Raw genomic sequence first — 12,898 nt, forward strand, 5'->3', positions numbered from 1 at the left:
GCACTCCGTCTGCGGGGCGAGGTGGGAACGGTTCATGCTATCGCCGGGCGCCGACACGCACGCGTCCCGGATCCGCGCGGTAAGTGCGGGACAGCGTGACCCATAACGCAAAACAGCCCCGGAATTCCCGGGGCTGATCTGGGTTTTTTGTAGCGGGAGCGGGGCTTGAACCCGCGACCTCACGATTATGAGTCGTGCGCTCTCACCAACTGAGCTACCCCGCCGCGCCGCACCCACACGGCGAGATGTGGATGCTGCGAGCCCCGAGTCAGGATTGAACTGACGACCCCTTCCTTACCATGGAAGTGCTCTGCCACTGAGCTATCGGGGCGTGCCGCCCCTCGCGGGGCAACCAGAAAAGAATATCAGAGCCGAGGCGTCCGACAGAATCGGTCAACCGACGGTGTGACCGCCCTTGGTGTGCTCGGCCAGCCACGGCATCGGGTCGATGCGCGTCGTGCCGCCCAGGAGCACCTCGAGATGCAGGTGCGGCCCGGTCGCCTTACCGGTCTGGCCGACCCGGCCGATCACCTGACCGGCGGTGACCTTGTCGCCCTGCTTCACCTGCAGCGAGCCGTACTGCATGTGGCCGTAGCGGGTGGAGACGAGCTGACCGTCGATGATGTGATCGATCAGCACGGTCACGCCGTAGTCGCCGCCCGCCTCGGTCGCGATGCGCACGGTACCGGCCGCCACGGCGTGGATCTCGGCCCCTTCGCCCGGCGTGAGGTCGACGCCGTTGTGCGGCGTGGCGAACTCCGACTCGTAGGCGAGCGATCCGAAGGCGGCCGAGATCGGCACGCCGACGGGGAACGGGTACTGGATCGGCGACGTCGGGTCGTTGACCCACGTGTTGGCGAACAGGCGCACACCGGACTCGGCCGCGAGCTCCGCCATCGAGGTGACGTTGTAGCTCTCGGGACGATCGAGGGTGTTGGGCTGTTCGGCGCCCGAAGCGACGAACGCCTGGATCTGACTGCCCGATCCCGTCGTGAGCTTCTGGCTGGCCGTCACGGCGGTCGAGGTCGAGGTCGATGTGGTGGTGTCGGATGCCGAGGCGATCGCCGCGGCGGGAGTCGTCGTGCTGACCGCGAGCAGTCCCACGACGGCCATGACGCCCACGGAGAAGGATGCCGCCGCCATCCGCTTCACCACCGCCGTCGCACGGGGCCGACGCGGTGCGACGTGGGGGGCCGGCTCGGCAGCGGACACGGTGTCGTCCGTGGCGTCGACGACCGGGCGCTGGACGGGGGTCTCACCGGTGAACGAGAACAGTCGCGCGGCGAACTCGAACTCGTCGAGGTCGCAGGCATCGTCCGCGGGGGCCGTGAAGGCGGAGCCCGACGGAAGCTGCTCGGCCACGGGGATCGACTGCGCGGCGACCGGCTGGTCGTCGGCGGCGTCGACGTGGACGTCCACCTCGGCGGCGCCGTCGGCGGCGACCGACTCGAAGACGGCGCGGGCTGCGCGGCGCAGACGCCGACGCGACGCCTCGTCGGGCTGCGCGCCCACGACGGTCTCGGCCACGATCGCCGCGGCGACATCCGCCACGACGGCCTCGGCGAGCGAGGGCTCGTCGGTCAGCTCGGTGGCGGGGGCCTCGGCGAGCGCGGCGTCCACGACGGCGGCTTCGACCATGGAGGGGACGACGGCTTCGGGCGAGACCACGTCGGGAGCGGCGGCCTCGGCAGCCCGGCGCCGGTACTCCGCGCGGGTCAGCACACCCGACCCGTTCGGCGTCGCCGCCGCTTCGGGTCGTCGGCTTGCGCGCCGTGACGGCGCGGCGTCAGCCGTGGGGGTGTCGAGGGTCACATCACAGGTTCTCGTCAGGCCGCACGGAAGGGGGAGCTCCGGGCGGCGACGTACTACGGGCTTCGGATCACTCTGCCGTTCGGGCCGGCAAAGATAACGATCGGGTAAACACTACATGCTGCACGCTGGGAATGCCATGGACGCGCGGTGGACGTTCCTATCCGTTTCCGCCCACGCCGTCGACCTCGTCGAGCAGGTCGCGCATCCGCTCGAACAGGCCGGGCCCGGCGGCGATCGTCATGTCGGCACCGGGTGCTCCGCCGGGCCGACCGCCGACGAGGCCACCGGCTTCGGTGACGAGCAGCGCGCCCGCCGCGTGATCCCACGGCTTCAATCCGCGCTCGAAGTAGCCGTCGAGTCGCCCGGCCGCGACGTACGCGAGATCGAGCGACGCGGCTCCGGCCCGGCGAAGATCGCGCGCGAGCACCATCAGGCGCCGCACGCGCGCCAGGTCGCCGTCGTGGGTCGCCGGGTCGTATCCGAAGCCGGTGGCCAGGAGGGCCCCGGCATCCGTCACCGTCGACACGGCCAGCCGCTGCTCGCCGAGCCAGGCTCCCCCGCCGCGCACCGCATGGAACAGCTCGTCCACGACGGGGCTGTAGACCGCGGCGGCCTGCGCCTCCCACCGGCCCGGGCGGGGCTCACCGGTCACCGCCGCGATGCTGACGGCGTAGTGAGGGATGCCGTAGGCATAGTTGACGGTGCCGTCGATCGGGTCGACGATCCAGGTCACCCCGCTGGTGCCGGGCTGCGCGTCGGACTCCTCTCCGACGAAACCGTCATCGGGTCGCTCCGCGGAGAGCCGGTCGCGGATGAGCTGCTCGACCTCACGGTCGGCCTCGGTGACGATGTCGGCGAGCGTGGACTTCGTCGCCGCCACGGCGACGCCCTCGGAGCGCCGCCGCCGTGCGAGCGCACCCGCCTCCCGAGCGATCTCGACAGCGATCACGTGCAAGCGCTCGGCATCCACCATGCCTCCACCGTACGCGCACTACCGTGGGCTCATGAGCGCGCTCTACGACGTCGTGATCGTGGGCGGGGGCCACAACGCCCTCACCGCTGCCGCCTATCTCGCCCGCGCACGCAAGCGCGTCGTCGTGCTGGAACGACAGCACGGATGGGGCGGGGCGGCGGTGTCCGAACACCCCTGGCCAGGAGTGGACGCGCGGCTCTCGCGCTACTCCTACCTCGTGAGCCTCCTGCCGCGGACGATCGTCGACGACCTCGACCTCCCGCTGGATCTGCGCCGGCGCCGCTACAGCTCATACACGCCCGACCCCGGCGATCCGACCCGCGGTCTCCTCGTCGACAACGCGGATGCCGCGGCCACCACCGCGAGCTTCATCCGCACGACCGGCGACGTGCGGGAGGCGGAGCGCTTCTCGGAGCTCTCCGATCGCCTGCTGCCGCTCGCCGCCGCGGTGTTCCCGACCGTGACCTCACCGCTCCGGCGCGAATCCGAGCTGCGCGCACTCCTGCCCGACGCGGGCCTCTGGGATGCCGTGACCCGACGCCCGCTCGGCGATCTCCTGCGCGAGAGCCTGCACACCGACATCGCGCGCGGCGTGGCCCTGACCGACGGCCTCATCGGCACGTTCTCGTGGGCCGACGACCCCTCGCTGCGCCAGAACCGGTGCTTCCTCTACCACGTGATCGGCGGCGGCACCGGAGACTGGGACGTTCCGGTCGGCGGCATGGGGAGCGTCAGCGCGGCGCTCGAGCACGCGGCGCGGGCGGCCGGCGCCGAGCTGCGCGCCGAGGCGGAGGTGGTCGCGATCGATCCCGACGGGACCGTCACGCTCGCCTCCGGCGAGACCTTCTCCGGGCGGCTCGTGCTCAGCGGGGTCGGGCCCGCGGTGCTCGCCGATCTCCTCGGCGATCCGCGCACAGACGAGGCCGATCCGCCCGAGGGGGCTCAGCTGAAGGTGAACCTCCTCCTGTCGCGCCTGCCGCGCCTGCGCGACCACGAGGTGGCCCCCGAGGCGGCGTTCGCGGGCACGTTCCACGTCAACGAGACGATGAGCCAGCTCGACGACGCCTACGCGACGGCCGCGACCGGCGGCATCCCCGACCCCCTCCCGGCCGAGATCTACTGCCACTCCCTCACCGACCCGTCGATCCTCGGCCCCCGGCTGCAGGCGTCGGGGGCGCAGACGCTCACCCTCTTCGGTCTGCAGCTGCCGCACCGGCTGAGTGCGGGCGTCGATCCCGACGACTACCGCGCGAGGCTCATGGATGCCGCTCAGCGCACGCTCGACGCGGTGCTGGCCGAACCGATCGCGGACTGCATCTACACCGCCCCCGACGGCACGCCGTGCATCGAGGCGCGCACGACCGTCGACCTCGAACGGTCGCTGCGGATGACGGGCGGTGACATCTTCCACGGCCCGCTCGCGTGGCCCTGGGCGGCGGACGATGAGCCTCTGGACTCGCCCGCGCAGCGCTGGGGCGTCGCGTCCTCCCACGATCGCGTGCTGCTGTGCGGATCGGGAGCGCGCCGCGGGGGCGCCGTCAGCGGCATCGGCGGCCACAACGCCGCGATGGCCGCTCTCGAGATCCTGGGATGAAGCTCGCGCCGCGGCGGCGGCCGACCGTCAGCTGTGCTGCTGCGGAGGAAGCGGGGGCGGCGGCGGGAAGCCCTCGTACCCCTGAGCCGGCGGGCTCTCGACGGAGGGCGACGCGGAGGCCTGCGGCTGGTGCGCCGCGGGGGCGGCGGGCGCCGCGGCATCCGAGAACCAGACGCGCGCACCCGGCGACGGCTGCCCCGTGTAATAGGCGTTCCAGTCGGGAGACCCGTCGGGGAACACCGGCAGCGGGGTCACGCCGTCGGCGTGCGTCGGCCACGGCGCGGGCGACGGCGCCGAGGGGGTGAACTCCGCGGCGGGAGCGGCGGGAGCGGCCGGAGCGGCCGGCTGCGGCGCGGGGGCGGCGCCGTACGGGGCGGCGCCGTGGGGGGCGGCGCCGTAGGGCGCGGGGGCGGGCACCGGCGGGCGGGGACGCTTGGGGGCGAAGAGCGCGTTCACGAGCGGGATGAGCGCGGTGCCGACCGCGGCGAGGATCGCCAGCGCGACGACCACACGCCAGTACAGCGGGCGGTACGTCACGTACTCGTCGGTCATGAGAGGCAGCACCAGCATGACCATCAGGATCGCCACCAGGCCGATCGTGACGTAGGCGACGATCGACGTGAACGTGGTCTGATGACGCAGGAACGCGTTCAGGTACAGGCGCGTGTGCAGCAGTGCGCCCTGGATGATCAGCGCGATGAGGATGAAGCGGAACACACGCTCGGCGCCGGAGCCGAAGTAGCCGGTGGTCGGCATCCAGATGAGCACCGCCCCGACCAGGAGGATCAGCACCCAGGAGATCATGCTCGTCAGCGCCAGCCACGTCGGGCGACGCGGGGCCAGGTTCGACTCGCCGATCGCCACGCCGGCGAAGCCCGCGAGCAGGAGGATCGTCAGGAACGCCTTGCCGACGATGCCGTTCGAGTCGCCGATCAGCACCCATACGACGCAGACCAGCGCCGCGGCGATGAGCGCCCCGATCGCCACCCAGATCGTCGCTCGCAGGATCTTCGTGGAGTGCGGTGAGCTCGTCGGCTCGGTCATGTCGTTCCCTTCGTCGGGCATCCATCCGTTCCCCCATCCTGACACGGGGTGCGCCGGCCGTGCAGGTATGCGGGCGGGCGGCGCGCTACCCGGGAACGCGAAAGGCCCCGCCGAAACGGGGCCTTTCTGAGGGTGGCGAGTGAGGGATTCGAACCCCCGAAGTCGAAGACGGCTGATTTACAGTCAGATCCCTTTGGCCGCTTGGGTAACTCGCCAAGTGCGCACCCGCCCGGCTTTTGCAGTCGACCGGAGGCGCGATCAACCATCTTACCCGGCCGGGCGCCTTCCGAAAAACCGGAGGGCGCATCGCCTCGTCAGACGGGGGCGACGACGCGATCGACGAAGGCCTCCACGCGGTGACGCGTGCCGTCGATCCGCCGGTCCACGCTCGCACGTACCTCGCTCGGCGCGAGCGGCGCGGCCAGCCGGACGTTCTCGTGGCAGCCGAGATCGGCGCAGATATAGGTGCCGACGCTGTCGCCGCGGACCCCGGCATCCCCCGCCCGTCGCGCCGTGAACAGGGCGACCTGGTTGCCGGGCTGCATCGTGTGGCAGAGGTTGCACATCGCGGCGCGCGGCCGCGCTCCGGATGCCGCGCGCAGCACGATCCCGGTCGGTACGCCGTCGCGCTCCACGACCAGGTACCCGCGGCCGCGGAAGTCGGGGTCGGACCAGGCGAGGAAGTCCAGGTGGTCCCAGTCGGCGAGCACGAGCGAGAGCGGCACGCCCATCCGATCGACCTCGTCGGGTGTCGCGTTGACGAGCGCGGCGCGCACCTGATCCTCCGTGAGCGGCTGCATCCGTCCAGTCTACGAACGCGTCCGCGCCTGCAGGGGCGGGCCTCCGGGGTCTGCTCGCGCGGGCGCGGCTAGACTGCCACGCATGGCTGACAGCTCTTTCGACATCGTCTCCAAGATCGATCGCCAGGAGGCGGACAACGCGCTCAACCAGGCCCGCAAGGAGGTCGAGCAGCGCTACGACTTCAAGGGGACCGGCGCCTCCATCGACTGGAGCGGCGAGGCGATCCTCATCAAGGCCAACAGCGAGGAGCGCGCGAAGGCCGTGCTCGACGTGTTCCAGACGAAGCTGATCAAGCGGGGCATCTCACTCAAGTCGCTCGACTCGGGCGAGCCGCAGGCATCCGGCAAGGAGTACCGCATCACCTCCACGCTCAAGGAGGGCATCTCCTCGGAGGACGCGAAGAAGATCAGCAAGATGATCCGCGACGAGGGGCCCAAGTCGGTCAAGGCGCAGATCCAGGGCGACGAGTTGCGCGTGCAGTCCAAGTCGCGCGACGACCTGCAGGAGGTGCAGCGGATGCTGAAGGCCGCCGACCTCGACGTCGACCTCCAGTTCACTAACTACCGCTGAGGGCGCCGGCCGCGCGCTCAGCCGCGGCCGAGACCCGGCACCAGCACGGGCGTGCGCCGCTTGTACTCCCGGTAGGCGGGCTCGTCGCCCCAGCGGGCGTCGGCGCGCTTCTCGAGCAGGGGGATGCCGCTCACGCGGGTCAGCAGCAGCACGACGAACACCGGCGAGACGAGGGTGACCCACTGCCACCCGGTCGCGGCGGGCAGCGCGACGACGGCGACACCCACCCACACGAGGATCTCGCCGAAGTAGTTGGGATGCCGCGACCACGACCACACGCCCACGTCGATGAACCGGCCCGTGTTGGCGGGATCGCGCCGGAACGCGGCCTTCTGCCCGTCCGCAACGATCTCGATCACGAGACCGGCGAGCCAGACGACCGCGCCGACGACGATCCAGACGTCGAAACCCCGGCTCTCTCGCGCGGTGATGCCCACCCACGCCGCCGAGGACGTGACCGCGACCCAGAGACCCTGCATGATCCACACCCGCAGGAACGCCAGCGGGTTCACCTTGATGTCGTCGAAGCGCCCGTCCGAGCCCTGGGCGTGCACCCGGACGAACAGGAACACCGACAGCCGCACGCCCCAGATCACGATCATGGCGACCAGCACCCAGGCCCGCGCATCGGCGGGTGCGACAGCGATCAGCAGGCACACCGCGACGAGCGCGAAGGTCAGGCCGCCGGTCAGGTCGAAGAACTTCTCCGTGCGCAGCAGCACGGCCGGGAGGTACGCGATCAGCTGGATCGCGAAGGCCGCGGCGACGGCGAGGGCGAACAGGGGGATGCCGCCGAGCGACTGTCCGGCGGTGCTGCCGGCGACGGCGAGCGCGGCGCCGAGACCGAGGGCGACGAGGATCGTGACGAGGATGGCTCCGGGGCGCTGTGACATGGGGTCTCTCCGGGTGGGACGAGTCGGGCGGGTGGGACGGGGGAACGGGGGGAAACGGAGGGGGCGGAGCGGTCAGCTGTAGAGGGCGTCGATCGTGCGCGACTCGCGATTCAGCAGCTCGCGCCGACGGATCTTGAGGGTGGGTGTGACGATCTCGCGGTCCTCGGCATCCGCGAACACGAGCGCGAAGCGGCGCACCTGCTCGCTGCGCGAGACCAGCGTGTTCGCGTCGTCGACGGCGCGCTGCACGGCCGCCCGCAGATCCGGGTCGTCGAGGGCGACGCTGCGGCCGTCGTGGGCCGAGGTCACGGCGTCCTGATCGAGCACGATCAGCGCGGTCAGGTAGGGGCGCCCCTCCCCCACGGTGACCGCGGACGAGATGAGCGGGTGCTCCTCGATCGCCGCCTCCCAGCGCGCGGGCGCGACGGTCTTGCCGCCGGAGGTGGTCACGACATCCTTCACCCGACCCTGCAGCACCAGCCGGCCGCGCTCGTCGAGCGTGCCGAGATCGCCGGTGCGGAAGAAGCCGTCCACGAACGCCTCACGGTCATCGTCCGGGTTGCGGTAGCCGGAGAACACGCCGACGCCCTTGGCGAGCACTTCGCCGTCGTCGGAGATGCGCACGGTCGAGCCGGGCAGCGGCACGCCCACCGTGCCGGAGCGGATGCGCCCCGGGAGGTTGCCGGTGAGCGGCGCCGTCGTCTCGGTCAGGCCGTAGCCCTCGATGACGGGGATGCCCATCCCCCGGAACAGCAGCGACAGCCGCGACGGCAGGGTGGCGCCTCCGGAGAGGACGTAACGGATCCGCCCGCCCATGAGCGCGCGGATACGACGGTAGAACAGCGCGTCGAACAGGCGCCGACGCAGCGACAGGCTCCACGAGGATGCCGGGACCTCGCCGTCGTCGATCCGCTCCTCCCGGCGCGCGGCCTGCACGGCGGTCCGCGCCGCCGCGGACCACGCTCCGCCCAGACGCTTCTCGGCGGCCTTGGCACCGGCGGCCGCGGCGATCTTCTCCAGGATGCGCGGGACCACGACCAGGAAGGTCGGGCGCAGGACCGACAGCGACGCGACGACCTCCGACGGCTCGGAGAGGTGGGCGATGCGCATGCCGCTCGCCAGGCAGATCAGCTGCAGCCCGCGGGCGAGCACGTGCGCCAGCGGGAGGAAGATCACGGTGCTGCCGTCGGCACGCACGATGTCGGAGTAGGCGGCCGCGATGTTGAGCACCTGCCCCAGGAAGTTCTCGTGGGTGAGCACGACGCCCTTCGGCGTGCCGCTGGTGCCGGAGGTGTAGACGATCGTCGCGGGCGATCCGGGTCCGGCCTGCGTCCGGGCCCGCTCCAGCGCGTCGTCGCCGACGGCGGCCCCGCTCGCGATGAGCGCGGGCAGACCGTCGGCCAGCGAGATCACCGTCGCGAGGCCGGCCTGCTCCAGCGCGGCGCGGGAACGCGCGTCTCCGCAGAAGGCGACGCGCACCTGCGCGTCGTCGACGATCGCCGCCACCTGGCTCGGCGCCGAGGAGTCGTAGACGGGCACGACGACGCCGCCCGCGAACCAGACCGCGAGGTCGGCGACCGCCCACTCGTACCGGGTCGGAGCCATGATCGCCACGGCATCCCCCGCCTGGAGCCCTCCGGCGAGCAGCCCCTTGGCCACGGCGCGCACCTCGTCGGCGAAGGCGGCGGTGCGGACACCGCGCCAGCTCGCGCCGGCGCTGCGCACGTCGAACGCGACGTGGTCGGGTGCCTCCGCGACGCGGCCGACGAGGAGGTCGGTGACGTTGCGGTAGGCGGTCAGGTCGGCCAGTGGCGCGGTCGTCGCTTCTCTCACGGGCAGAGCTCTCCTTCGGATGGGGCGTGGCTACCTGGTGTTCGGAGCCGAGGCCCGATCGGATGGGATATCCGCAGCGACATCCTCGCACGCCGCGGAAACAGCCCCGGAGGGGTTGCATTACGGTCGACGTATGTGTAGCTGAGCGGGCGCGTTCGGTCGGCCCGCCGTCACACCCACGCCCTCACCGGCGCCCTCGCCGACGGCCTGATCAGGAGATCGCGCCGGACAGGAGCCAGCGCCGGAGCGCGGCGTACGCGGCATCCCTCGGGCCGGGGGCCGACAGGAAAACGTCGTGGATCGCGCCGTCGATGCGCGCGACCGTCACCAGCGGACCCAACCGCGTCGCGGCGCGGGCGATGTCGTCGACGACGAGCACACTGTCGGTCGAGGTCATCTGCGCGCTCCACAGCACGGGCGAGGTCGACCCGGTCGAGAGCATCGTGAGCACGGGCGCGTCGATCGTCACGCCCGCGGCGACCGTGGCATGGCCACGCATGACCGCGGCCAGCCAGCCCGGATGGGTCGGGAAGCCCCGCTCGGGCCGCCACCCCTCAGGGCTGTCGGGCAGGGTGCCGAGCTCGCGCTGCGCGCGGGTGTAGAAGCCGAGGTCGACGACCGGGTGCGCCCCGAGCGGGTCGAAGCGCGCGCGCATCTCGATGAGCGGGGCGATCGCCTGACGCCCGATCGTGCCGGTCTGCAGTTCGAGCCACGGACTGTTGAGCACGACGGCGCTCGCGACGCCCGGATGCCGCGCCGCCCACAGGCTGAGCGTCAGCCCGCCCGTGGAATGCCCCAGGAGCACGAGCCGTCGCCGGCTCGCGCCGTCGTGTCCCATCGCGGCCAGCGCCGCCGCGATGTCGCCGTCGTAGTCCTCGAGGGCGGCGACGTAGCCGGGGGTCTGGCCGGGGCGCAGGCTGCGCCCGTAGCCGTGCAGGTCGAGCGCGTAGAACCGGGCGCCGAGGCCCGTCCACAGCCGGGCCAGCCCGGTCTGGAAGAAGTAGTCCGACCACCCGTGCACGTACAGCACGTCGACGCCGTTCAGGGCGCGCAGCCACGGCATCCGCGGGAGGGAGCGCACGAGGGTGGCGGGACCGGCGTCCGCCTCGAGCTCGAGCGTGAGCTGTTCGAAGCCCGGCCCGAGGATGTCTGCGCCCCACCCGCTCGCCATGCCGCCAGCCTATCGGCGGGACCCGTGCGCGGCACGGATGCCGGCCTCGCCGGCGCGCGCGGAGGAGATTTCTCCTCGGGAGGACGGATGCCGCGAAGACGACCTCCCGACGCGGAATCTCCTCCCGAGCGGTTCATCGTGCACGGTGGAGCCGTTGCGGCCCGACATGATGGCCGCCGTCGATCTGCAGGACGAGCCGCTCACCGATGAGCAGATCGACGCGGTGGCCGGCGATCCAGATCTGGCGCCGCAGCGGCAGACGCATCCACCGCAGCCGGGGCACGACGAAGGTCTCGAGCCCCGAGTCGGACCAGACCTCCGCCGCGGCGAGCACGCGGCGCGCACAGGCCGGAAGACGAAGCCGCGCGAGCGCCGCGGCATCCATCTCCGCATTCCGCAGCGCCGACTCCCACACCGCCAACGCGACCTCGAACGGCTGGCACGCGGCGACAGCAGCGAGCACGTTCTCGGGGGCATCGACCAGGCCATCCGGATGCCGCGGAACCACCGGCCGCGCCCAGTGCACGACCGCGGTGGCCGTCGGCGCGAGCGCACCGCGCCCGTATCCGGCTCGCCCGATCCGGTCGCTGCGGACCACGCCCCCGCGCTCTCGGGCCCACGTCGCCGCATCCATGTGCGACATCGTGACCCGCGGCGCATCCGGCGACCCCGCACGCCGCGGCATCCGTGTACAACCTGTCGCTTTCGCCCCGCTGGGGAGGAGCCGAAGCAGGCCGACCCGTGCGCGCCAACCGAGGAGATTTCCGTTCCGGAGGATGGATGCCGCGAAAACGACCTCCCGACGCGAAATGTCCTCCCGAGCCGACGGCTTACTCGCCGCGGGAGACCCGGACCATCTCGTCGCGGTCGACGACCTTGATGCGGGCGCGGTCCTGGGCCGCCCCGAGGGCGACCTCGTGCTCGTCCAGGCGGTGCCAGCCGTCGAGATCCGTCCACGCGACCCCGCGCGACTCCAGCAGCGCCGGGATCGCCTCGGCGGAGGGATCGGCCGGCTGCCACCACGACGCCTGGTCGTTGATGAGGTGGCTGATCGTCTCCATCGCGTCGGACTTGGTGTGGCCGATCAGTCCCACCGGACCGCGCTTGATCCAGCCCGTGGCGTACACACCGGGGACCCGCTCGTTGGAGTCCTTGTGCAGCACCTGGCCCTCGTGGTTGGGGATCACGCCGTGCTTCTTGTCGAACGGGACGCCGGGAAGCGGGGAGCCGAAGTACCCGACGGCACGGTAGAGCTGCTGGATCGGCACCTCGCGCAGCTCGCCGGTGCCGACCACCCCGCCCTCCGCATCGGGACGGGTGCGCTCGTAGACGAGGGCCGCGACGCGACCGGTGTCGTCGGTCTTGACCTCGACCGGCTTGGCCCAGAAGTGCAGGTGCAGCCGGCGCGACGCCTCACCGCCGGCGTTGTTCACGCCCGGGCGCTGACGCCACGACTGCAGCACGCGGTCGATGACCATGACCTGCTTGTTGCTCGCGACCGCGGCGCGCGAGGCCTCGTCGTAGTCGAAGTCCTCGTCGTAGACGACCATGTCGACGTCGCGCAGCTCACCGAGCTCGCGCAGCTCGAGCGGCGTGAACTTCACCTGCGCCGGGCCGCGGCGGCCGAACACGTGCACGTCGGTGACCTGCGACGCCTCGAGCCCGGCGTGCACGTTCGCGGGGATCTCGGTGACCAGGAGGTCCTCGGCGTGCTTGGCGAGCACGCGGGCGACGTCGAGCGCGACGTTGCCGTTGCCGATCACCGCGACGGATGCCGCATCCAGCGGCCATTCGCGCGGGAAGTCGGGGTGGCCGTCGTACCAGCTGACGAAGTCGGCCGCGCCGAACGAGCCGACGGCGTCGATGCCCGGGATGTCGAGCTCGGCGTCCTTGATCGCGCCGGTCGCGAAGATGACGGCGTTGTAGTGCTGCTTGAGGTCGTCGAGGGTGATGTCCTCGCCGAAGCGGACGTTGCCGAAGATGCGGATGTCGCCGCGGTCGAGCACGTCGCGCAGGGCCGTGATGATGCCCTTGATGCGGGGGTGGTCGGGCGCCACGCCGTAGCGGACGAGCCCGTACGGGGCCGGGAGGTGGTCGAACAGGTCGATCGAGACGTCGAACTTGCGCTCCGCCTTCAGCAGGATGTCCGCCGCATAGATGCCGGCAGGACCCGCGCCGACGATGGCCAGCCTCAGCTTGGTCATGGG

At 71.7% G+C, this 12,898-nt stretch carries 11 protein-coding genes and 3 tRNA genes; 2 read left to right on the forward strand and 12 right to left on the reverse strand.

What is annotated here, in order from left to right; all coding sequences use genetic code 11:
* Nucleotides 1–150 precede the first annotated feature (150 nt).
* From KY498_RS08100 to KY498_RS08115, 4 genes are all read right to left on the reverse strand, one after another.
* A tRNA-Met gene (locus tag KY498_RS08100) sits at nt 151–224 on the reverse strand.
* 35 nt (nt 225–259) lie between these two features.
* Nucleotides 260–331: transfer RNA gene (locus tag KY498_RS08105), tRNA-Thr, on the reverse strand.
* A 62-nt stretch (nt 332–393) separates the two neighbouring features.
* Nucleotides 394–1,722 (reverse strand): M23 family metallopeptidase, encoded by a 1,329-nt coding sequence (locus KY498_RS08110; protein WP_223848843.1) that lies wholly within the window; start codon nt 1,720–1,722, stop codon nt 394–396.
* 247 nt (nt 1,723–1,969) lie between these two features.
* The gene (locus KY498_RS08115) at nt 1,970–2,785 is read right to left on the reverse strand and encodes an inositol monophosphatase family protein (protein ID WP_375140953.1); all 816 of its coding nucleotides are present in this window, start codon (nt 2,783–2,785) and stop codon (nt 1,970–1,972) included.
* 31 nt (nt 2,786–2,816) lie between these two features.
* Between KY498_RS08115 and KY498_RS08120 the strand changes: the two genes are divergently transcribed.
* Entirely contained in the window at nt 2,817–4,379 is a 1,563-nt protein-coding gene (locus KY498_RS08120; protein ID WP_191007974.1) for an NAD(P)/FAD-dependent oxidoreductase, read from the forward strand.
* A 27-nt stretch (nt 4,380–4,406) separates the two neighbouring features.
* Here KY498_RS08120 and KY498_RS08125 read toward each other — a convergent pair whose 3' ends face one another.
* The 3 genes from KY498_RS08125 to KY498_RS08135 form a co-directional block, all read right to left on the reverse strand.
* Nucleotides 4,407–5,423, reverse strand: a complete 1,017-nt coding sequence (locus tag KY498_RS08125) for a hypothetical protein (protein ID WP_191007973.1) — start codon at nt 5,421–5,423, stop codon at nt 4,407–4,409.
* A 133-nt stretch (nt 5,424–5,556) separates the two neighbouring features.
* A tRNA-Tyr gene (locus KY498_RS08130) sits at nt 5,557–5,638 on the reverse strand.
* Nucleotides 5,639–5,737: 99 nt separating this feature from the next.
* A complete protein-coding gene (locus KY498_RS08135) occupies nt 5,738–6,223 on the reverse strand; it encodes an FBP domain-containing protein (protein ID WP_191007972.1) in 486 nt (161 codons plus the stop codon).
* 82 nt (nt 6,224–6,305) lie between these two features.
* On the opposite strand from KY498_RS08135, the gene KY498_RS08140 reads away from it, so the two are divergent.
* Entirely contained in the window at nt 6,306–6,794 is a 489-nt protein-coding gene (locus KY498_RS08140) for a YajQ family cyclic di-GMP-binding protein (RefSeq protein ID WP_191007971.1), read from the forward strand.
* A 17-nt stretch (nt 6,795–6,811) separates the two neighbouring features.
* Here KY498_RS08140 and KY498_RS08145 read toward each other — a convergent pair whose 3' ends face one another.
* From KY498_RS08145 to KY498_RS08165, 5 genes are all read right to left on the reverse strand, one after another.
* On the reverse strand, nt 6,812–7,687 hold the full coding sequence (locus tag KY498_RS08145) for a DUF1295 domain-containing protein (protein ID WP_191007970.1): 876 nt from the start codon (nt 7,685–7,687) through the stop codon (nt 6,812–6,814).
* Nucleotides 7,688–7,759: 72 nt separating this feature from the next.
* Nucleotides 7,760–9,520, reverse strand: a complete 1,761-nt coding sequence (locus KY498_RS08150) for a long-chain fatty acid--CoA ligase (protein ID WP_191007969.1) — start codon at nt 9,518–9,520, stop codon at nt 7,760–7,762.
* 211 nt (nt 9,521–9,731) lie between these two features.
* Nucleotides 9,732–10,691, reverse strand: a complete 960-nt coding sequence (locus KY498_RS08155) for an alpha/beta hydrolase (protein WP_191007968.1) — start codon at nt 10,689–10,691, stop codon at nt 9,732–9,734.
* A 133-nt stretch (nt 10,692–10,824) separates the two neighbouring features.
* A complete protein-coding gene (locus KY498_RS08160) occupies nt 10,825–11,325 on the reverse strand; it encodes a DNA/RNA helicase (RefSeq protein ID WP_191007967.1) in 501 nt (166 codons plus the stop codon).
* Nucleotides 11,326–11,521: 196 nt separating this feature from the next.
* Complete coding sequence (locus KY498_RS08165) at nt 11,522–12,895, reverse strand: FAD-dependent oxidoreductase (protein WP_060960368.1); 1,374 nt, start codon at nt 12,893–12,895, stop codon at nt 11,522–11,524.
* Nucleotides 12,896–12,898: the final 3 nt, after the last annotated feature.

Origin of the sequence: Microbacterium sp. PAMC21962 (genome assembly GCF_019443465.1) — a bacterium.
In the GTDB taxonomy this organism is placed as follows: Bacteria; Actinomycetota; Actinomycetes; order Actinomycetales; family Microbacteriaceae; genus Microbacterium; species Microbacterium hominis.

Excerpts from the sequence above, each read along its gene's own strand:
- KY498_RS08115 (WP_375140953.1), bottom strand. The coding sequence starts at position 2,785 with ATGGTGGATGCCGAGCGCTTGCACGTGATCGCTGTCGAGATCGCTCGG.
- KY498_RS08120 (WP_191007974.1), top strand. The coding sequence starts at position 2,817 with ATGAGCGCGCTCTACGACGTCGTGATCGTGGGCGGGGGCCACAACGCC.
- KY498_RS08125 (WP_191007973.1), bottom strand. The coding sequence starts at position 5,423 with ATGACCGAGCCGACGAGCTCACCGCACTCCACGAAGATCCTGCGAGCG.
- KY498_RS08135 (WP_191007972.1), bottom strand. The coding sequence starts at position 6,223 with ATGCAGCCGCTCACGGAGGATCAGGTGCGCGCCGCGCTCGTCAACGCG.
- KY498_RS08140 (WP_191007971.1), top strand. The coding sequence starts at position 6,306 with ATGGCTGACAGCTCTTTCGACATCGTCTCCAAGATCGATCGCCAGGAG.
- KY498_RS08145 (WP_191007970.1), bottom strand. The coding sequence starts at position 7,687 with ATGTCACAGCGCCCCGGAGCCATCCTCGTCACGATCCTCGTCGCCCTC.
- KY498_RS08155 (WP_191007968.1), bottom strand. The coding sequence starts at position 10,691 with ATGGCGAGCGGGTGGGGCGCAGACATCCTCGGGCCGGGCTTCGAACAG.
- KY498_RS08160 (WP_191007967.1), bottom strand. The coding sequence starts at position 11,325 with ATGGATGCGGCGACGTGGGCCCGAGAGCGCGGGGGCGTGGTCCGCAGC.
- KY498_RS08165 (WP_060960368.1), bottom strand. The coding sequence starts at position 12,895 with ATGACCAAGCTGAGGCTGGCCATCGTCGGCGCGGGTCCTGCCGGCATC.